Here is a 20957-nt window from a genome sequence, read left to right as displayed (position 1 = left end):
CACGGGGATTTCCGCAGGAGACACACGTGCAATTTGAACTTGGCAATGACTTCGGCCTGTTGCTGAAAGACGGCATCATCATCCTGGCAGAAGCCTTGACACTTTCCGACAGCCGCCCTGGTTATTTCGCAGGCTTTTTTCTTTTGCTTACAATTTTCGCGGGTTTTCTCTACCTGAGAAAAACACGCCTGCAATTGAATGCCGTCAAGGAGTTGGATGCCCGCGTGCGAAAGCACGAAAGCATCGATGCCTTTGCACAAGGTTACGACGGATTTCGCGCCTCTCTGCGCGAGAACTATCGGACGAACCGCACGCGCGAAGCCGTCTGGGAGGCCTTCGACGAGTTTAGCGAAACAATCGTGCCGGACGACATCGACGGCCCCTTGAGACTGCGCAACTCAATTCGCCCTGCTTCATTTTTGAACGTCGAGGACCTGGAATTTGGACCCGGAATCTATCGTATCCTTCCCAACACCTTCGTCTCCGCAGGCCTTCTGCTGACATTTCTGGGGTTAGTCGCAGCGCTGCACCAGTTTTCGCAATCAATGAACGTTGGTTCCGGCGGCATGGATCGCGCAATGCAGGAATTCATGACAATTGCTTCAGCAAAGTTCGTGATGTCGCTGGCCGGTCTGTTTTGTTCGATCCTCTTCACTGTTCTACTGCGTGCTCGGCAAAACCGGATCGAAGCGGCACTCAATCGCCTGTGCAGCGGAATCGAGCGTCGCCTCGTTTTTGTGAGTCTTGAGGACCTCGGATTCCGCCAACTTCGCGCCGCGACGGAACAGCGTGAACATCTGCGCGAAATCGGTACCGGAATGATAGCGCAGCTCCGCGAACCGCTCGAAGCACTTCCGGACGCCATCACCACCGCCATTTCGGACAAGATGGACCCAATCTTTGACCGTGTTTCGACAATGGGAACCAGCAACATGGAAGGTCTGGTCGGCGACCTGTCTCATCAACTGTCGCACTCCGTCGGAAATGCTCTCACAAGGGCGAGCGAGTCGCTTGGCGAGGCCACCGATCGCATCGGTCTCATGGTCGATCGTTTGAACAGCTCCAATACTCAGGCGGGCGATGGACTTCGCGATGCACTCGACCAGATCGCCCGCGCAATGTCGGACATGCGCACCGAAGTGGCCGCGAGTGGACGCACAGCGTCAGAGGCCATGAACAAGGGCGCCGATCGTCTGCTCTCGGTCATGAACGACACGCTCTCGAGCATCCGGGACAACACGGGCCAAGGAGCGGAAGCCATGCGAACAGCCGCCGAGGAAATGCGGCTCGCCGCGGAGGGCTTTCGAAACACCTTGGACAGCGCAAGCCGGGACAGCGCCGAGGCCGCGCGGCAACGCATGGCGGAAAGCACCGACGAAGCCGGCCAAGCGATCACTGGCGCCGGGCGCGCTCTGCTTGAAAGCTTCAACCAGACAAGCCAGGACATCGCCAAGCTCGGTTCTGAAATGGGCGATGAAATTAGCGACAAACTCCTTTCGCGTCTTGAGGAAATCAGCGCCCGCCTTTCTGATATGGCCGATGCCGTGCAACGTGGAGCCTCCGGTGCCCAAAGCGCCGCGCAGGGCATGAACAGCGGCGCGGACGCAATTCAAGGGGCTTCTGCAGGCTTCAGAACAGCCAGCGAGAGCCTTGTTGCCGCCGCCGAGCCGATCAGGGCTTCGCAAGAAAGGATCGAGACGACGATGCGCCGTGTGAGCGATCTGGTGGATACGGTTTCAGAGACCCTCATGCAAAACTCAAAGTCAGTGGCCGAGAACGCCGCGCACGTCCTTCAAAGCGCGCAAACTGCGCTTGGTACGGAACGCGAGGGCATCCAAAGGAACCTTGAAGCCACCCGCTCCGCAATCGCCCAATTGTCCAACGAGGCCGAAAAACTGGATCAAATCGACGAGATGCTGGGGCGCGCCCTAAAAGAATACAACGCGCAGCTCGACGCCGCTCTCGGCACCGCCCAGGATCATGTAGGTCAGATGCGCGACGCATTGGCGCCCGGTCTCGACACTCTCAAGAGCGTCGTTGAACAAGCTGAGGCCTTCATCCCGCAACAGCCCAGAGGACGCGCATGAGAGCGCAGGCTAAACAGGCCCGTCACGAGGAAGAGGAAGAAAGCGCCTTCGTCTCGATGACGGACATGACGGTTGGTTTCCTGTTCATCATGATGATCCTGCTGGCGTTCTTCGCCAGCCAGGTGCGTGAGACAGAGACCGTGCCAATCAGCCGTTTTGACGAGATGGTCCAACAACGCGACGAGTGGCGCGCGCTGGCAGAATCTCGTGCAGAAACCATCGTTCGTCTCGAGGACGAACTGGCTGCATTGCAACAGCTTGTCGCGGAACTCCGCGCGCAGGTGGCTGAACTGACCAGCGAACGCGATGCCCTGAAGGCACAAATTGCCCAGCTGAAAGCCGACAACGTCGAATTGCGCCAGCGAGTTGCCGAACTGGAGGAATTGGTCGCAGACCTTCGGCAACAGATCGAGGAAAAAGACGCGGAAATCGAACGGCTGCGCGAGCAGCTGGCCGAACTGGAGAAAGTTGACCCACTCGAGGCCTATCTCGCCCGGGTCTCGCAAGCGCGTCGAGAAGTCCTGACCCGCCTGCGTGATGCAATTCTTGCCGATTTCCCTGACCTGAAGGTTGAACTGAGCGAAGAAAGTGACGCGCTTCGTTTCCAGGGCGAAGGCCTTTTTGCCTCCGGCCGGTCGGATCTCACGCGCGACAAGGCGGCAATCGTCTCGAAACTTGCCGAACGCCTCGATCAGATTCTTCCTTGTTTCACGCTGGGCGAGGCGTCGCGCTTCGATGAAACCTGCAACCCGGCCTACGCTATGGTCGAGGCTGTCCAGATCGAAGGCCATACCGATGACCGAGGAACTGATCGCGTGAATCGGTCGCTCTCAGCAGCGCGCGCGAACAGCACGTTTTTTGCCATGACTGGTGCAGCGCAAGGCGTGATGCAGCACTTGAACCTGAAACGGCAGCCTGTGCTTTCGGTTGCGGCCTACGGTCCCGACCGCCCCGTCACGACGAACGACACGCCCGAGGGACGGGCCACCAACCGGCGCATCGACCTGCGCTTCATCATGGTCACACCGCAGGATACCGGAGGGATCAAAATCATTCGCGAGGCCCTGCAAGCTGTGGAGGGTGAGCCATGACCGACGCGCTGGCCAAGACCGAGAGCACGCGCGGGCTTCTTGACCGTTTGAATCCGCTGCGCAAACGCGCTTTGCCCCCATTGGACCAAGTCCGTCGCTCAGTCGAGAGCATTCTTTCCCGATGGCCAGATGCTTTGCGCACGCCCGAAGATCGTGACCGGGAAAAACTCGCGATGAACATGCTCTCCCGTGTCAGGACCTGGAATTGGGAAGACATCACCACCCAGCGGGTGCTCTCTGCCGGAGTTGCTGTCTTTGATGAAGAGAGACGCGAACGTTCGGACCTGGAACCCGTGCGCGCCTTTTATCTGTCCGAAATCACAACGCGCGAACCCGGAGCCTTCCTTGACGGAATGGTTGGCATTTATATCGACAGCTTCAGCTCTGACGCCCCACATACAAGGCTCCTCGCCCAGGCACTCGGGCAACGCAGCACTGACCTGAATGGGCGTGCGCACAAGCTGTCGGAGAGCCTGCCCTCTCTTTTCCGGCCAGATGAAGCACCGATGGACCTTGCGCAGATCATGGTCGAGTCTGAGGATTCCTATTCGACACTGAAAGCCATGGGGTTGAGCAGCCCGCACACCTCGGGACTTGCGAAAGCTGCGCACCATACCTTTGTCCAAAGCTTCGCCCCTGATCTTGCTAAACCGGAAGCCCGGGCAAAACTCTTCAATTGGCTCACGCCCGACAAAGGCCCAGTCCTGCAGACCGGCGCTGGTCACGCTGTCGAAGCCCTTCTCTCTGTTTGGCGTCACCGCGCACCGCCCGACACATTGCGCGATGAGTTGTCTGAGCAGATAATTGCCGCGTGGAACGACCCGCGTTTGCACACGGGCGGTATATGGTCTGGCTTTGACCCCGAGCTGAAGGCCGTCTTGCTGCGTTGGTTGACGCATCAGGACATGAAGTTTTTCTGCGACATGGTGACGGCCACACAGGATAGCCATATGTGGCCTCCGCGCCGGGATTTCTGGTTGCGGCTATACGATGACAAGATGATTGACGAGGCTTGGGTTGCGTTTGGCTCAGAAGCGCGCCGCTTTGCCCAGCAAAACCTTGTGCGCGGCGGAAAAACGGACATTAACCGTCGCTTCGGTCGCCAGCTTGATCGGGGCGGCAGCACGTCGTTGTTGATCATGCGGATCGGAAACAAGATCGTTGTCGACGGTTGCCACAGCTACAAGACACACATTTTCCGGATAGATGATGAGCGCGCGCCGAAACTGTATCAGCGCACCTATGAATGCGACCGCATCATGCGGGCATCGCGAAACTCGAAGCCGCATAATTCCATTCGAAATTGGTCCCAGTGGGTGCTGCAGAATGTCTGACACCGCCCCCATTTGCACCGTCACTGACGACACCATAGAGATCCGCTTCCCGCAGGCGAGGCAAGGGCTGCTCTCCCGTCTCTTGTCGAAACCAGCTGCCCGCAGTTTCACCGAACTGGCCCCGGAAGATCGTGATCTTCTCTTTGCCATCGGGGAGCTGCGCGCCTGGGAGGACAGCCATCCTGGCGAGGTCATGGTCTCCAGGGATCTACTCCGAATTTCCCATGATGCAGCCGCCAGCCTTTCAGCCCCCGCAGCCGAAACCCTGGGCCTCCCGCGCACTGTCGACTTGATGCTTAAGACCGATGTAACGGGTGTCCTCGGCCGCCCTGAGTTCCGATTCCACTACGAATGGTCCCGCCATGGACGTCGCGAGACACCGCAGCGTAGCGGCGCGGTCCTTCGAACCGCAAAAGGTCCTCGTCGCCTGCCGCTCTGGATGAAACGAGCGCTCGATCTTGCAGATGGCTTTGACGCTACTCGCCCTTTAGAAGAGCACTGGCGAGCTCTCGCCGAATTTCGGCGTGCCATCGAGCCGGATACAGAAATCAGGGCAGAAATGCCGACCAACCGTGAGGTGGCCGGCCTATCCATGACCGCCTTCCTGCGCGGCCTTGAGGTCCGCATCGCCGACCGTTTTTCCATTTCCCCGAACAGCACACTGAGCCAGTTCGAGGTGGTCCCCTATTCTGCGGAACGGTTGGAAAACGCTGGCCTGACCGACGACATCTCTGAGGAAGATGCTGAACTGAGTGGAGAGTCGTTGGCGGTTTTCCAGTTCGGGTTACACCAATATGGAGCAAAGCCCGCCTACAGGCTCGGAAACAACGCATACCTTGTCATCGACAAGGGGACGGCCCCGGTCCTAGAGGAGATGATCCGCGTCCAGAAGGCACCGCGCGAGGAACGCCGTAACTTTATCGAGAACCCGCGCGCCTTTATTACCGAAGCAGTTAACCGGCACCTTGCCGAACGCGGACAATTGGATGGTCTGGACGACGCGCAGCAAGCGGAAATGGTTGAGGCAATTGCCGGCCCCGCGCTGATTGAAAGCCGCGAGTATTCGGACCGCGTGACAGGGGTCATCGTTTACAAACGCACCTCCGAGATGGGAGATGGCAGCGGCACGACCTGGTTGCCAGAGGCCTTTGCACAACATCTCGTCGAAGCCATCCAGTCCATGCCGGACCCAGAACTCCGGGCGTTGCGCGATCACATGAATGATGTCATCGAAAGCGGAACTGATACCCCAGTCGAGATTGCAGGCGAAGAGGTGCAGGTAACCCCTACCCAGCTCGCCGTCATCGAAGGCGAGATCCAGCGGCGCGAGACGCTCGCAACCGATCCTGAGGAAGACAAAGTGACGTCCGAAGGTGACGACGGGCCGATCATCCTCGAGACCATGGCAAACTACGACGAACTGACTTGGGAGGCCAAACTCTCTCCACGCGAGCCATCGATCCCGGTCGCACTGCCGAAGGCCATCCGCACACCGCTCCGCGAGCACCAACAGTCCAGCTTTGACTGGGCAACGAACGCCTGGCAGGCTGGCCTTCCAGGCATTCTGAACGCGGATGAACAAGGTCTCGGCAAGACATTGCAGACGATCTCATTCCTGGCCTGGCTCAAAGAGCACATGAAGCAGGCCACCGCAGCAAACCGGGGTCCTATCCTCGTCGTAGCTCCGACCTCGCTGCTCCGGAACTGGGAACAGGAAGTCGACATCCACGTCGAGGGACGCGGCTTCGGAACCCTGATCCGTCTTTTCGGGTCTTCGCTCGGCACCCAGAAACGCCGCGACGCACGGGGCACAGAAACGCAATCCGGTCTTCCGCAACTCGATCTCGATTGGCTCGATGAAGCATTCGAAGATGGTAGAGCGCATCGCTACTGGTTCCTGACCACGTACACAACGCTTGCCAACTATCAGCATTCGTTGGGGAAAATCCCTTTCTCTGCAATGGTCCTGGACGAGATCCAGAACATCAAAAACCGGGCGTCTCTGGCATCGAAGGCCGTCGAGGCAATGAATGTAGATTTTCGCATCGGCTTAACCGGAACCCCAATCGAGAATGCCGCCATCGACCTCTGGACCATAATGGACCGGATCGCGCCGGGCTGCCTCGGATCCGGAACGGAATTCAAAGCACATTACGCTACGCCTGATGCCGAAAACATGGCCGAACTGCATGCACGCGTGTTCAAACCTTGTGGGACGGTGCCACCGCTCGGCCTGCGCCGACTGAAGGATGAAGTCGCGCGTGATCTGCCATCAAAGCGTCGCTTCCTTCATCCACGCTTGATGCCAAAAGCTCAGGCCGACGCTTACGACCTCGCGCAACTCAAGCTCGCCAATGGTGGCCCCGGGGCAGCACTGAAAATGCTGCACCACATCCGTTCCGTTTCCGTCCACCCAGGCGCGAACAAGTCATTGCCGCCCGAAGAGTTCATTGCGCAGAGTGCCCGGCTCGAGGCGGCAATCGACATACTTCACCGGATAAAGGGCGTCGGCGAACGCGTGCTGGTCTTCATAGAACACCGTGAGATGCAGTTCCGCTTTGCAGAAATTGTCCGCCACATGTTCGGGCTCGAAAAAATCGACGTTATCAACGGCGACACGCCGATCCCTCGGCGGCAAGAGATCGTCAACCACTTCCAGCGCCATCTTCGCACGGATGACGGTTTCGATATACTGATCCTCGGGCCGAAAGCTGCTGGCACCGGGTTGACCCTCACGGCTGCTACACATGTCATCCACCTTTCTCGCTGGTGGAACCCCGCCGTCGAAGAGCAGTGCAACGACCGCGTCCATCGCATCGGTCAGACGAATCCCGTATCAGTTCACATTCCAATGGCTTTGCACCCGGAACTGGGCGTTCAGAGTTTTGACTGCCTTCTGCAGAGCCTGATGCAGCGCAAGCGGAAGCTCGCGGAACAGGCGCTCTGGCCCATGGGGGACAACGCTGAGGACGTTTCCGGGTTAGCTGAGGCTATGGTTTCCCCACAGCGCGGTAAGCATGCCGTTATCGCAGACAGCATGGCCGAACAGTTTCGCCGGGATGGATTGCATCCAACAAGCCCGGATGTGGATGGGATATGGGAACTAAAGTAACTACGATTGGGCGAAAGACAGTGGCGGCTTCAGCCAGACAAGTGATGTGCTACTGAAAGTGTCCCTAGTCAGGGCCAGATTTTCCGCGCTTAAATCACACAGACGGGCTAGATTAATCCAGCAATTTTATGAGCGCTCCCGGAATTTTGTTGCCGATCGCGCTATGCGGTCTTTCTTCATTGTAGTCTCTAAGGCAAACCTTTGAGTTTTCGGCGGTTCAATCAGCAGGAACAGCACGTAGCTTAGATCACGCTGGAAATAGTCCAAACATTGGGGAGTATGTATGAACTGCCTTCCCCTGCAAGTAATTTGTTGATGCGCCATTGACCCTGCTTCTATGTATTCGGTCTTTCTTTGGGGCCGTTCGTATTGCCCCTAACCAAGATGGGAAGTCGCGCGTCCTGTGTCTCGTTAGCTCATCGGCACTCTGGGGCCATACTCCCCGTCAGACTGACAAGACGCCGATCGGTCGTTGGTCCATCTCCTCCTCGCTCGCAGATCCCTTTGTCCGGTTGCGCGTTTGACCGACTACAGACCGCTCATGGCATTTGGCCGATATCTCTCTTTCTTCGTCAGAACAGCCCAGGCGATATGCGCCATCTTGTTGGCCATGGCGACTGCCGCGACGTTCACATGCGCTCGCTCCTTCAGGCAGTCTACCCAGGCCGTTATTGGCGACGTCCTATCTCGCACGAGATGCAGAACCGTTCGAGCTCCGTCGATGAAGAGCTTTCGCAAATATCGATTGCCATGTTTCGAGATGCCGATCAGCTTGGCCTTGCCACCTGTCGTGACCTGCCGTGGCACCAAGCCAAGCCATGCGGCGAGATCACGCCCCTTACCAAAGCTGCTGCCCGTGCCGACGGCAGCCACAAGTGCCGTGGCAATCGTGGGACCGATCCCCGGAATTTCCATCAGCCTCTGCGTATCTGCATCCGCTTTGGCCAACGCCTTGATCTCGGCATCAATGGCTGCGACCCGGTTGTTGATCCCGCTCAGTTCAGACGCCATGTCAGTCACGAGCAGGAGCATACGGGGTGATAGATCAGCAGCGCCCTTTGCGGCCAATCTGTCCAATTCCTTCTGGAAGACGTGGCGCCCGGTTCCTACCCGGATCCCGCGTTCTATCAGGAAACCGCGGCCCTGATTGATCAAGCGCGTCCTGTCCGACACGAGACGTTCCCGCGCACGGTGCATGGCCTGAAGATCAAGCTGCTCTTCCGACTTGATCGCAACGAATGACATCGTCGGGCGCGTCGCGGCTTCGGCAATGGCCTCCGCATCACGGTCATCGTTCTTGTGAACCTTCACATAGGGCCGGACATAGAGCGGCGACATCAACCGAGGCTCATGTCCCCTCTCAACACAAAAGCGCCCAATGTGGTGTGCCCCGCCACAAGCTTCCATCGCAACCACGCAGGGCGGAAGCACATCAAGAAAGTCCAGCAGCCGATGCCGCTGGAGCCGTTTGCGAAACACAACCGCTCCCACTTCATCCAACCCGGCCAGGCTACAAACGGTCTTGCCGAAATCAATGCCCAGAACCTTGATGTCCGTCAGATCCTCCTCTCTCCACCTATGTCCGCCACTCTAGCAACGGGTTGGTGGGAAGGCAGTTCATCACATGAGCTCAGCCATCCGCACCGCTTCAGACTGAAACCGGATTGACAAGGTCGCCTTTGGCACGGCCTTCTGGACTCAGTGGATGCGGGCGCCGCAGCTGCTCAGGTCCGTTCCTCGTGCCCCGTCCGTCTATCATTGATGGCGGTCGACCAACGGCTTGGACTGGGTCTGGGAATGCGCAATGGTAGGTTTGAATGTCCGAAGAGCGCCCATTCCGCTGAAAAACACGGACAGTTTGTGGGGGTGAATACCTCGCCAGCTATAAAGCACGTTGGCACATCCGATCTATCGACCCTCTTGTATCTAAAATTGCTTAACCTGAATGTGTGAGAGCGAAGATGAAAGTAAATTTTTTAAAGGAAAATAAATTATCCAACCAACTCAAGAAGTTATTCGTCAAGCATGAACTCATCTCAATGGCCGTAGCCTGGGGGCACTGGACACCCGTTGCGAAGAAATTGCTAAGCAATCAATCAAAATTTGGCATCGTGATATTTGGTGTTGATTTTTCAGCGAGCGACCCAGATCTAATTGATAACCTAGTGGGCGTCCCCAATGCTTACGTCGCGGAAAACACTCCTGGATGCTTTCACCCGAAGATATACTACTTCCAAACAGGAAAATCCGCTGCGGCGATCGTTGGCAGCGCCAACTTCACTCGTGGCGGCCTGGGTGGAAATTTTGAAGGAAACATTTTCATGCGCGGGAAGGCCGATGAGACTGTTTTCGAGGAAATTAGAGATCAGCTTGCGGCATACAAACAGTTTGGCCGTAGCATCACGAAAGAGTTAGCAGCAAGCTACCGACTGCAAGCTAAGGCCGCAAGTAGAAAACCAAGGCCGAAAAATCCCGTTCTTCCCAATGAAACTTATCAATGGGGCCGACCGGTCTCTAAGCTAGCCTCCATGTCGTGGGACGATTTTTCTAAACGGGCGCAAGAAGACAAATTTCACGATTTTATAAGACGCATTGAGTTGGTTCGTGCCATCCAATCGATGTTTGCTAAGAGCGGATCTTTCATGGATCTTTCGGTTGCGGAGTGGAAAGGTGTTGCTGGAATTCTCCCTCCCTCTGAAGCTGTTGAGGCAAAAATGGAGGGGCACGAATGGGGGTGGTTTGGTTCGATGAACCGGGCCACCGTGTTCTCAAAAGCTATTCAACGAAAGAAACTGGGAATTGCTGAAGCCTTGGATCAAATTCCCAAGCGAGGTGACGTAACTAGGCATCAATTTGAGAATTATGTCGATGCTTTCCGAAAAACTTTAGAGGCTAGGGATCCGATAGGCTCTGCGACACGCTTGATCACGATGAAACGCCCAGATTTGTTTGTTTGCGTAGATGGACCCAATAAAAATGGCCTAGCTGAAGCGCTCAACTTTTCACCAACTACACTATCGCTTGATAATTATTGGGACAGGATTATCGAACCCGTCCATCAGGCGCCTTGGTTCAATTCCGAACGCCCATCAGGGCCTGAAATGGAGCTGTGGGATGCACGCGTAGCGATGTTGGATGCGATATACTACAGTCCTTAAAGGCAGTTTCGGTGAAATAATTCCCAACGTTTCGACAGATATTGGGGTAAGTTAAGCTGCTCTTTGCTCCTGCTGATCGGTTTATGTTTAATCGTTTCTCAGTAAATAAACAACGGCTGGTGATTTGCCGCCAAGAGCGAAATGGGGGCGTTTACGGGTGTAGAACGCGATCCACTTCCCGACACCGGCCTTGGACTCTAATCCAGTCTCCGGCAGACTGAACGTGAAGATGGCTTCATTTAGCTCCTCGACGCAGAAATCAGTCGCCAGCCTGTTCGAGAACCGCCAGGCCAGCACCTTGCGGGTATGCCAATCCATGATCGCCACCAGATACAGGACCCACGCCGCATCGGCAGGTAGGTAATGCCCGCTGCCCAGACCTGGTTCGGTTGTGTCACATTTAGCCCCCTCAGCACATAGGGTTGGGTTTTTGCCCCCCCGCGGCCATGCTGGTGTTGGGATTCTGGTAGATCGGCATCAGGCCCATCAGTCGCATCAAGCGGCTTATGCGTTTCTTGTTCACCAGATGGCCTTGGTTGCGCAGATGCCAAGTCATACGCTGGCGGAAATGGCATTGCGCCGCGATGTCAATAGATGCTGCCGGACACCGAAGAGCGGCGTTTCCAGAAACAGCTCGTCGATCTGACGTATTTACATCAGCGTCATCGCGGTCTCGCCCTTGGGCTGGTAATAGGACGATGACCGTGAGATCGACAACAGCTTGCATTGATTGCCAATGGGCCGTTGGGGATTGGCGGGCTTAACCGTCTGCCGTCTTACTCGCAGATTCACGGCTCGAGCTTTCGTGACAACAAATCGTTGGCCACAGCGTTCGGCGGCTCTCTCGAACGCACGGCGTTCGCGGCCTCGCCCCACGATCTTGGCGTGCAACTCCTTGACCTGTTCTTCGTCGATCTGCGGGGCTTTCCTGCCGCCGCGCTCAAATACACCGGATGAACTTTCCAACAGCGCCCGCTTCCAGCTGTGGATCATCGGCGGGTGAACGCCAAACCGGCTCGCGAACTCGGCCACCGTCTGTTCACCCTTCAGAGCCTCTAGCGGAATCTTCGCCTGGAATTCCGGAGAATGGTTCTTCCGTTTCGACACCTCTGATCTCCTTCTCGCCGAAGACCAGCAGACAACAAACCGTAACTTCCGTCAGTGTCGGAATTTCGGGAGGGAGCTCATCCTTTTTCGATACGGTCATGGCAGAGCGTCGAAATCCGACCTCTGGTGGCCCGCAATCAATTCGCGCAAGCCTTGGGGCGCCAACACGTCGACCTTGTCGCCCCATTGATAGAGGTGCCATGCCATTTCCAGCCAGCCCGCCGCCTTGAACCTGACGATCAGGCTGCCATCGTCCTGAAGCTCGACAACTTGGGTTGGGTGGAAACGGAATTCGGCGGCTCGCTCAGCGGCTTCCGGTGAGAAGCGCCACACGACTTCGCCGTATTGTTCGGGGTCTTGGTAGACACCAAACGCCTGAGCGGCATAGGTCTCTAAGGAGAAACCCGAGGCCAGTTGGAAGCTTTCGTTCAGAACCTCCGCTTCATGAATCCGATCCATGCGGAAGTTCAGGATGTCTTCTCCACGCGCGGGTTGCCGTGCGACGAGATAGGTGCGGTGCCCCAGTAGCATGCCATGCGGCTCGATCACACGCGGCGCAGCGTCCTGAGCGCCATAGCAGACGCGCAGCCTGAACGGACCGCGCAGGGCTTCGATGACGGCATCTGTCACGGCAGGCTTCAGTGTGACGGTAGGGCCGGGGCGCGTGACTTGGCCCAATCCAGCCAGCACTGCCTCTGCATCGGCTTCCGACCGAAGCGCGTCCCTTGGATTCAATCGCGCCAGCAACCCGTCGCGGAGATCCTCCAATGCGCGTGAATGCCGTATTCGCCCTTCTTCGCGTGCGGTACGTGTCGCAATTTCCAGCGCCTCGATCGCCGTTTCCTGTCGGGGCTGCAGTCGGTCCGGCAAGGGTGCGTCCATCCGCCAGTAACGCCGTCTTTCTGCGTCGTCTGCGGTCGAAACGTTCACGAAAGTTGCTTCGAGAGCCTCAGTCATCCGTTGAGCAGTGCGATGCGACACATCGAACTCGGCGCAGATGTCCTCGAGGCTGACGCCACCTCGGCGAGAGGCCGCCATCTGGGCAAGGCGAAGCAAATCCTGCGCTTTTGCAAAAGACATTTGATCTCCATGCCAGAAATTGACACCCTCAAACGGTATTGATGACCTTGCGGTCTGTCGAGGTGATTCCCTTGGAGATTGATTTGCATAGGTAATGGAGTAGCCATGAGGGATCTCGACGGTCGCATATTTTTGTCCGCCACGGATCTCATGCGCTTCACAGGGTGCGCACATGCGACCACCCTTGATCTGGCACATATGCGCGGAACGGGCCCGGAGCCGGGAGAAGACACCGAGGACGCAGCACTGTTGCAAAAGCAGGGCGATGCGCATGAGGCGGCGCACCTTGCACATCTCAAGAAAGCAGGGCGCACGGTCATGGAAATCGCGCGCGGCAAACTTGGCGAAAACGCCGAAGCCACGCGCGCGGCTCTCGCTGCTGGTCCGGACGTCGTATTTCAGGGCGCGTTTCTGTCGGGAAACTGGGGCGGCTGGTCCGACTTCCTGGAACGTGTCGAGACACCCTCGGCGTTCGGATCGTTCAGCTACGAGGTGGCCGACACCAAGCTGAAACGTCGGGCCGATCCCAAACATGTGCTTCAGCTGGTTCTGTATTCCGATCTTTTGGCGGAAATTCAGGGGGTGGTGCCCGAGTTTGCGCATGTCGAATTGGGCGACGGCACGCGCGCGACTCTGCGCCTGGCGGACTACTCTTCCTATGCTCGGATGGCGCGACAACGGCTGGAAGCCTTCGTCGCTGATCCACCGTCGACCCGCCCTATACCATGTGCCGATTGCGGCCTGTGCCGCTGGGCCGAACATTGCAACAGCGTCTGGCACGCCGAAGACAGCTTGTTCAATGTCGCCAACATCAGCCGTGGTCAGGTGAAGAAGTTGGAAGCCGCGGGTGTTCACACATTGGAGGCTCTCTCGACGCTCGATCACCCAGTGCGCGGAATGGCCGAAAACACCCAAGCCCGTTTGGTCACTCAAGCCCGCCTGCAGCAGGCCCGCAAAACCGGGGAACCGGATTTCGAACTGCGTGCGCCCGAGCCTGGCAAGGGCTTCGACCTTTTGCCGGAACCACAGCCGGGTGACCTGTTCTACGACATTGAAGGCGATCCACACTACGAGGGCGGCCTTGAATACCTGCACGGCATCTGGTTCGACGGGGAGTTCAAGGCGTTCTGGGCCCATGACCACGACGCAGAAGCGCGGGCATTGTCCGACTTGCTGGCGTTTTTTCGCGCGCGGATTTCACAGTACCCCAATGCGCGTATCTATCACTACGCGCCCTACGAGATCACAGCGCTCAAACGCCTGACCACGAAATATGGGATCGGAGAGGCTTTCCTTGACCGGCTGCTAAGGGAACGCCGTTTCGTCGATCTATTCGCCGTGGTCCGCGGCGGGCTGATCGGATCGGAGCCGAACTATTCCATCAAATCGATGGAGGCCTTTTACGACCGCAAGCGCGACGGCGAGGTCAAGACAGCGGGTGGTTCCGTCGTGGCCTATGAGCGCTGGCGGGAAACACAGGACCAGCAGATTCTGGACGAGATCGAGGATTACAACCGCGTCGATTGTATCTCGACCGAGGAATTGCGCGACTGGCTGGTTGGCATCCGGCCTGGTGGCCCTTGGCCGACACTTGCCCCGGATGCAGGCGATAAAGAGGTCGAACAGGATGCCGATACGCAAGCATTGCGGAGCATGCTGGCAGAGTCTGGCTTGCCCGAGGCGCGGCAGGATATGTTGTTCAACCTCGGCGTTTTTCACAGCCGCGAGGTGAAGCCCGCGCAATGGGCCGTATTCGATAGCGCTGCGAAGGACGAAGATGATCTGCTCGACGATCTCGATGCGCTTGGCGGGCTTGAGGCAGCGGGCCCTGTCGAACCCGTCAAGCGATCCTTCGCGCGCCGATACACCTATCCCGAACAGGAAACGAAACTGCGGAGCGGTAAGAAGGCGACGGTTCCTGTATTCGGTGGCCCACCTACAACGGTTGAGATCGAGTCAATGGATCGCCGCGCTCGTCAGATCACCGTCAAAGCAGGCCGGGGTAAGGCCGATCTTCTGGCGGATAAACTGACGCTGCATCCGAACTGGCCGATCCAGACAGGCGTCATTGCCGGTGCTTTGCGTGATTTAATTGCCGATCAGTGCGGCGCACGCCGGTACACGGCCGTGGATGACCTGCTGTCGCGCGCAGCGCCGCGTCTCCGCTTCGTCGGTCCAAGGGGCGATCTTCTGGGCGGGGCAGACCCCGTTGCAGGCACCATTGCCGTGGTGAATGACATGGATGGAACAGTCCTGCCGATCCAGGGACCACCCGGTACCGGCAAGACCTATGTGAGCGCGCGCGCGATCCTGTCTTTGGTGCGCAAGGGCCATCGCGTCGGCGTCGCATCCAACAGCCACGAGGCTATCAGGAATGTGCTGATGGGCTGTCTTTCAGCGTTGGAAGACCAAGACCTGCCGATCAATCTCGAACTCGTGCACAAGGTTTCTGGCAGCGAGGATGGTTACCCCGAAGATTGCGATGTTCATCGTACGACCGACAACGCAGAAGCCGCCAGAAGCGGGCATGTCGTGGGCGGCACCGCGTGGTTCTTCTCGCGCGACGAAAATGTTCAGGCCTTTGATTGGCTGTTCGTGGACGAGGCAGGCCAGGTCGGACTTGCCAACATGGTCGCCATGGGGCGTGCCGCGCGAAACATCGTCCTCGTGGGCGACCCACGCCAGTTGCCGCAGGTCATTCAGGGGGCACATCCCGAGCCTGCGAACCTGTCGTGCCTGGATTGGATGCTCGGTGAGCATGCGACGGTTCCAGCCGAACGGGGCATTTTCCTTCCCACATCCCGGCGTATGCATCCTGAAGTCTGTCGGTTCATCTCGGAGCAGGTCTATGAAGGCCGACTGACCAGCCATCCTGATACGGCTCACCAGTGCGTGACAGGCACGGCGCTCCCCGAAGCCGGAGCTTTCTGGGTGCCTGTCCCCCATGAGGGAAATGCACAGATCGCACAGGAAGAAGTCGACGCTATTGGCAAAACCGTCACTGACCTCCTCGACGGCAGCTGGACGGAGAAGGACGGCAGCACGCGGCCGATGCGCGAGACGGACATCATCGTCGTCGCCCCATACAACGCACAAGTAAACGCTTTGCGGGATGCCCTTCCTTCAGGCGTCCGCGTCGGAACCGTGGACAAGTTTCAGGGGCAAGAGGCGCCAGTCTGCCTGGTTTCCATGACGGCATCTTCCGCCGAAGAAACCTCGCGCGGGATGGAGTTTCTGTTTTCTCTGAACCGCATCAATGTCGCGGTGTCACGCGCCAAGGGACTCGCATTGGCATTTGGAGCTCCGCGATTGCGTGAGGCAAAGTGTAATACTGTTGAGCAAATGCAGCTGGTCAACACGCTATGCGCGCTGAAAAACTGTCAAACAGAATCAAAGAGATAGGGGAAAATGGACTGGAGCAGTTTCACAAACCGCATCTCCGAACTTGAAACAAAGCGAAAGCCCTCGGCTAATCGCCGTGCAGTGTTTGAAGTCATTCGAAACTCGAAACTGCGGCCAAACCCGGATTACGATGCAAGCCTCTATCTTGGCCCACTGATCGATCCGCAGGGTCGGCCGCTCTGTCTCGAGTACACGAACGATCGCCCAAACCTCTGGTTTCATGAAAGCCATGTGCGTGCTCTGCAGGATGCGGGTCTGGATCCCAGCAGGAAACCGCCATCCGGAAGCGATAGTGAAGGTCGCCACAGCGGGCTCAAGTCAAAAGGTTTTCAAGACATAGACGCTTGGAAGCTTGGTGACCTCGATCCTGATAGAGCGTGCGCCGCTCTGACCGCTCTTGGCTTTGCGGGAGACTTTCACCTCGACCCGACTGCCGTGAAGCGCTGGATAGATCGTCTGCAACACTTCTTTCCAAGCCTCGAACGCTTCGATCGCCCGGATCCAGATTTTGATGAAGCAGAACGAAACTACAAACTGGCAACGATCAACAAGCTGCGCCCGGCCCTGGAAAGCGCAGGGGATGACAGCTCGATTACTGTAGCCGTTTTCACCGCAGCGACTGACTCTAATAACCTTTTGGATTGGCGCACGAGCGAACCTCTAAGCCCGAAGAGCAATGCTGACCACGGGCTTCTCGATCCCGCCGTTGCGTCGCTTGTACGTGCTGCACTTAGATCACCGGAAGAACACGCGGCGGCGCTCGACGTCTTCGCAGGCATTTGGAAAAAGGCCGTGCCGAAAGGCACGGAAGACGCGGCGAGGCAGATCGGCGAGTTCATTTTCTTTCATCTATGGCCAGATCAGGCAGTCTACATCCGGCATACGGTTCGGCAGGATCTATGGCGCGAAGCAGTAGGAACACCATTCCCGAAGCATTCAACGCTTGCCGAGACATACGCGGATGAGATGCGCTTTATGACGGCAGTACGTCAGGCATTCGAAGAGCGTGGCCTCGCACCTCGAGATATGATCGACGTTCAAAGTGCGCTTTGGGTCGTCCATAACTATGCGATGGAGGAAGGCGGAAAGAGCCAGGAAATCGATCGAGCCCAGATTGAAACCGCGATGGACGCATACGACAGCTACCGTGCGAACGGGGCGCATAGCGATATCTTTGGTGCTTTCGGTGAGCCACGCGACTATTGGGTCCGGTCATCGCGTGAGCGCGAAAACCGAGTATATCCGACCAAACCGCTAATTGGCTTCATTCTCGGCAAGACAGAACTAAACGGTGGATGGGGACAGAAGGCGGATGCTGCTTCCCGTCTTCACAACGCCGGTTACATCATCGTCGACCAAAACGATCAGCCCACCGAGCGCCCTGAGCGCTATGAACACCTGATGGAGGGCGCCGACCGGATCAGGCTTTGCGCCCTGAACTATTTCATCGAACCTGCTCGGGAAAAGGCGGCCAAGGAGGTCTGCATCCGCGCAGGAGACCTTGCAACGGCGATCGGGCAGAAAGACGCGTTCCCGAACATCTGTCAGGCCCTTGGCGGTGAAAAATTCCAGAAACTTGCGCAAGTTCCGTCGCCCAAGAGTACCGAACCGAATCCAAGCAGCTCGACCGTTTTCACATATACGCTCAATTCCCAACCGGAGGCGGACACCGTGACCGACACAAACAATGAAGCTTCGCCTTCTGCCGTAAACTTGATCCTCTACGGCCCGCCGGGCACGGGAAAAACGTATCAGACGGCATGGGAAGCAGTACGGCTGTGCTTGGGTGACGAGGCTGCCGCTTTCTTTACTGGACAGAATAGCCGAGCAGAGCTCATGAGCACGTACCGTAGCCTCGTGAGCGAAGGGCGCATCGAATTCGTGACCTTCCACCAGTCGATGTCCTACGAGGAGTTCGTCGAGGGGCTGCGACCGACTACGGATCATTCCGAAGACAGCTCGGCGGGCACTGGGTTTCGGCTGGAGCCGGTCCCCGGGATCTTCAGACGCATCTCGGAGCGTGCGGAGAAGGGCGTACCGACCGTGCCGCGAGAGAACGTCCTTTCCCTCGATGGGCGCCACGTCTTCAAGATGTCGATCGCGCGCGCCAACGTGGCCGCGGAGGGCTACCTGTTCGAGGAGGCCATTTCCGAGGGGCACGCGCTCCTCGGCTGGGAGGACATCGACTTCTCCGACGACAGGTTTTCCGATGTCGAGGAGATACTGGAGGCTTGTCGTGCCCAAGGTGAGCGCGAAGGCAAGGTTACTCTGCAGTCGGGTCAGGTAAGCCAAGTGGACGTGTTCCGTAACCAGTTGGACTTCGAAGACATCATCGTTGTCACCAAGGGTAACCGCCTGTTCCGGGCCATCGGCGAGGTCACGGGCGAATATCAATACCGGCAGCGGGACAACCGGAAATACTGCCACCGGCGGTCCGTGCGATGGCTCTGGGTGGACAGGGATGGGGTTCCCGCCTCCGAGATCTACGATAGCAACTTCACCATGAAGTCGATCTATGCTCTCGATCGGGCCCGCCTCGATACCGTTGCCCTCGAAAGCTACATGAATAGCGGCGGTGAACCGGTCCATCGCGAGGCAAGACCGCATGTCCTCATCATCGACGAGATCAACCGGGCGAACATCTCGAAGGTCTTCGGCGAGCTGATCACGCTTCTCGAGCCCGACAAGCGGCTCGGGATGGACAACGAAATCCGCCTCACGCTTCCCTATTCCAAGAAGTCCTTTGGCGTGCCTCAGAACCTCCATGTCATCGGTACGATGAACACCGCCGATCGCTCCATCGCGCTGTTGGACACAGCACTACGCCGCCGGTTTTCTTTCAAGGAACTGATGCCCGACCCTTTAGTTCTGTCGAACAACGTTGAGGGTATTGATCTGCAAAAGCTGCTGTCTACGATCAACGAGCGAATTGAGTATCTGTTCGACCGGGAGCATCAAATCGGGCACGCGTACTTCACCAGCTGCCAGACGCGGTCGGATATCGAGAGCGTCATGCGAGACAAGGTGATCCCGCTTCTGGCTGAGTATTTCTATGAGGACTGGTCCAAGGTCGCAGCTGTTCTTGGCGACTCTACTCACGGTCCCGCCCGCTTCCTTGACGCCAAACAAATTGCGGTACCCGGAGGCATGACTGAAGACGACTTTTCTAGCGAAAAGCTGCGGTGGACGGTCAAAGACAAATTCGACTTCTCGGAGTTTGCGGCCTGATGCCGGCCTTCACCCTGCGCGAATGGGAAACGTTGCCCCACGGCGAAGGGGACGGCTGCATTCCCGAGCATTTTGCCGAGCGTCTCGCGGCGCTCGCCAAGAAATCTACCTTTGCCGGCAGCGGCGGCGGAGTGCTTGAGGATCGGCGCCATGAACTGCGAGCGCGTGGTATCGTCGGCGTCTTGGCGACCGACGAGTGCAGTCTCGAGATCCTTCCTAAGATCGATGTCGAGGTGCAGGATGGTGAAGCAATGCAAAACGCTGCCATTCGCAAACGCCTTGTTCACATGCTTGCTGTCGCGCTCGACCTAAAGATGGAGACAGGCCAATTCACAGAGCTTGACTGGCAGCGCGAAACGCTTCTGGAAATTCTCATCCGCATTTTCTGCAGCAAGCTGACCGATGCCGTTCGTCGCGGCATGCCGCGGCGATATATCGTCCAAGAGGAAGACCTTTCGGCGTTGCGCGGGACGCTCAATCTGCCTCGTCAATTTACACGCCACGCAGCGAACCCCTCACGGCTTGCCTGCAAGTTCGATGAGCTCTCTGAGGACATCGCTCTGAACCGCATCATGAAAGCCACGGTCGCACATCTCTTCAGAATGTCCCGTAGCCCGTCCAACCAACAGCGCTTGCGCGAATTGGCTTTCGTCTACGCTGATATTGCCGAAGTCGCTGTGTCTGCGCTGAAATGGGACGAAGTCGTTATCGACCGGACCAACCGGGCTTGGCAGGAATTGTTCGGGATGGCGCAACTGTTTCTGCGTAGCCGCTACCAAACGACGAGTGCCGGGGCGGGGCGAGGTACTGCGCTTCTCTTTGAGATGAATACACTTTTCGAGGAATATGTCGGCCGACTGGTCACACGCGCCTTGGCAAGCACGGAGTATCGGGTCTCTCTACAGGGCGGGAGACTGTTCTGCCTGACATCGCTTGAAGATGAACGCGCTGTGTTCCAGACCAAACCCGATATCCTGATCTGGCGTGCGGGGCAGGTTATCCATTTGATTGACACGAAGTGGAAGCGGATTTCCTCCCGCATTGATGATCGAAAACAAGGAGTTTCCCAAGGCGACGTCTACCAGATGATGGCCTATGCACAGCTGTATTGTGCGCCTCGGCTTACTCTTCTTTATCCACATCATCCAGGGCTGGGTGCAACAGAGCTTGTCCAGGCTAGACACCGAATAACCGGTCAAACGACAACATTGGAGATAGCCAGCATTGATGTAGCGAATGGTGAAAACATAATTGATCGGCTTCAAAGCTTGCTTCTCTCCAGCGAGTTGGCAGCAGAACTGTCAGTTTAACGGAGCCGCCGATCATCTTCGAAGGCGCGCAAGATGGAGAAGGTTCGA

At 57.5% G+C, this 20957-nt stretch carries 13 protein-coding genes; 8 read left to right on the top strand and 5 right to left on the bottom strand.

What is annotated here, in order from left to right; translation table 11 throughout:
• The first annotated feature begins 26 nt into the window (after positions 1–26).
• Genes AADA15_RS06155 through AADA15_RS06140 form a run of 4 tightly spaced genes read left to right on the top strand, consistent with a single transcriptional unit; the run spans position 27 to position 7624 of the window.
• The gene (locus AADA15_RS06155) at positions 27–2087 is read left to right on the top strand and encodes a hypothetical protein (RefSeq protein ID WP_341640674.1); all 2061 of its coding nucleotides are present in this window, start codon (positions 27–29) and stop codon (positions 2085–2087) included.
• Entirely contained in the window at positions 2084–3178 is a 1095-nt protein-coding gene (locus tag AADA15_RS06150; protein WP_341640673.1) for an OmpA family protein, read from the top strand. The genes AADA15_RS06155 and AADA15_RS06150 overlap by 4 nt, the downstream gene beginning before the upstream one ends.
• Positions 3175–4512, top strand: coding sequence for an EH signature domain-containing protein (locus AADA15_RS06145; protein ID WP_341640672.1), 1338 nt, complete (start codon positions 3175–3177; stop codon positions 4510–4512). The genes AADA15_RS06150 and AADA15_RS06145 overlap by 4 nt, the downstream gene beginning before the upstream one ends.
• Positions 4505–7624, top strand: coding sequence for a DEAD/DEAH box helicase (locus AADA15_RS06140; protein ID WP_341640671.1), 3120 nt, complete (start codon positions 4505–4507; stop codon positions 7622–7624). The genes AADA15_RS06145 and AADA15_RS06140 overlap by 8 nt, the downstream gene beginning before the upstream one ends.
• 528 nt (positions 7625–8152) lie before the next feature.
• Here AADA15_RS06140 and AADA15_RS06135 read toward each other — a convergent pair.
• Positions 8153–9184, bottom strand: a complete 1032-nt coding sequence (locus AADA15_RS06135) for an IS110 family RNA-guided transposase (protein ID WP_341641011.1) — start codon at positions 9182–9184, stop codon at positions 8153–8155.
• A gap of 401 nt (positions 9185–9585) precedes the next feature.
• Between AADA15_RS06135 and AADA15_RS06130 the strand changes: the two genes are divergently transcribed.
• Positions 9586–10782: a phospholipase D family protein gene (locus AADA15_RS06130; protein ID WP_341640670.1), complete on the top strand. Its 1197-nt coding sequence runs from the start codon at positions 9586–9588 to the stop codon at positions 10780–10782.
• A gap of 87 nt (positions 10783–10869) precedes the next feature.
• Here AADA15_RS06130 and AADA15_RS06125 read toward each other — a convergent pair whose 3' ends face one another.
• From AADA15_RS06125 to AADA15_RS06115, 4 genes are all read right to left on the bottom strand, one after another.
• The gene (locus AADA15_RS06125) at positions 10870–11100 is read right to left on the bottom strand and encodes a hypothetical protein (RefSeq protein WP_341640669.1); all 231 of its coding nucleotides are present in this window, start codon (positions 11098–11100) and stop codon (positions 10870–10872) included.
• A gap of 91 nt (positions 11101–11191) precedes the next feature.
• Entirely contained in the window at positions 11192–11338 is a 147-nt protein-coding gene (locus AADA15_RS19290) for an IS3 family transposase (RefSeq protein ID WP_437343174.1), read from the bottom strand.
• A 95-nt stretch (positions 11339–11433) separates the two neighbouring features.
• The gene (locus tag AADA15_RS06120) at positions 11434–11889 is read right to left on the bottom strand and encodes a transposase (RefSeq protein ID WP_341640668.1); all 456 of its coding nucleotides are present in this window, start codon (positions 11887–11889) and stop codon (positions 11434–11436) included.
• A 96-nt stretch (positions 11890–11985) separates the two neighbouring features.
• On the bottom strand, positions 11986–13236 hold the full coding sequence (locus AADA15_RS06115; protein WP_341641010.1) for a helix-turn-helix transcriptional regulator: 1251 nt from the start codon (positions 13234–13236) through the stop codon (positions 11986–11988).
• Between AADA15_RS06115 and AADA15_RS06110 the strand changes: the two genes are divergently transcribed.
• The 3 genes from AADA15_RS06110 to AADA15_RS06100 are packed head-to-tail and all read left to right on the top strand — an operon-like array spanning position 13120 to position 20909.
• A complete protein-coding gene (locus tag AADA15_RS06110) occupies positions 13120–16371 on the top strand; it encodes a TM0106 family RecB-like putative nuclease (protein ID WP_341640667.1) in 3252 nt (1083 codons plus the stop codon). The two genes, AADA15_RS06115 and AADA15_RS06110, sit on opposite strands and share 117 nt — an antisense overlap.
• Before the next feature lie 6 nt (positions 16372–16377).
• Positions 16378–19599 (top strand): DUF8426 domain-containing protein, encoded by a 3222-nt coding sequence (locus AADA15_RS06105; RefSeq protein WP_341640666.1) that lies wholly within the window; start codon positions 16378–16380, stop codon positions 19597–19599.
• Positions 19599–20909 carry an McrC family protein gene (locus AADA15_RS06100; RefSeq protein ID WP_341640665.1) on the top strand — a complete coding sequence of 437 codons (1311 nt, stop codon included), beginning with the start codon at positions 19599–19601 and terminating at the stop codon, positions 20907–20909. The genes AADA15_RS06105 and AADA15_RS06100 overlap by 1 nt, the downstream gene beginning before the upstream one ends.
• The last annotated feature ends 48 nt before the right edge of the window (positions 20910–20957 follow it).

This window comes from Phycobacter sedimenti, assembly GCF_038148855.1.
Taxonomy (GTDB): Bacteria; Pseudomonadota; Alphaproteobacteria; order Rhodobacterales; family Rhodobacteraceae; genus Phycobacter; species Phycobacter sedimenti.
The sequence above is the reverse complement of the archived record's forward strand: the minus strand, read 5'-3'. Positions and strand labels throughout refer to the sequence as shown.

What these genes read in the sequence shown, in the direction of transcription:
- AADA15_RS06150 (WP_341640673.1), top strand. Translation starts at nt 2,084, where the DNA reads ATGAGAGCGCAGGCTAAACAGGCCCGTCACGAGGAAGAGGAAGAAAGC.
- AADA15_RS06100 (WP_341640665.1), top strand. Translation starts at nt 19,599, where the DNA reads ATGCCGGCCTTCACCCTGCGCGAATGGGAAACGTTGCCCCACGGCGAA.
- AADA15_RS06130 (WP_341640670.1), top strand. Translation starts at nt 9,586, where the DNA reads ATGAAAGTAAATTTTTTAAAGGAAAATAAATTATCCAACCAACTCAAG.
- AADA15_RS06125 (WP_341640669.1), bottom strand. Translation starts at nt 11,100, where the DNA reads ATGGATTGGCATACCCGCAAGGTGCTGGCCTGGCGGTTCTCGAACAGG.
- AADA15_RS06105 (WP_341640666.1), top strand. Translation starts at nt 16,378, where the DNA reads ATGGACTGGAGCAGTTTCACAAACCGCATCTCCGAACTTGAAACAAAG.
- AADA15_RS06140 (WP_341640671.1), top strand. Translation starts at nt 4,505, where the DNA reads ATGTCTGACACCGCCCCCATTTGCACCGTCACTGACGACACCATAGAG.
- AADA15_RS06110 (WP_341640667.1), top strand. Translation starts at nt 13,120, where the DNA reads ATGCGCTTCACAGGGTGCGCACATGCGACCACCCTTGATCTGGCACAT.
- AADA15_RS06145 (WP_341640672.1), top strand. Translation starts at nt 3,175, where the DNA reads ATGACCGACGCGCTGGCCAAGACCGAGAGCACGCGCGGGCTTCTTGAC.
- AADA15_RS19290 (WP_437343174.1), bottom strand. Translation starts at nt 11,338, where the DNA reads ATGACTTGGCATCTGCGCAACCAAGGCCATCTGGTGAACAAGAAACGC.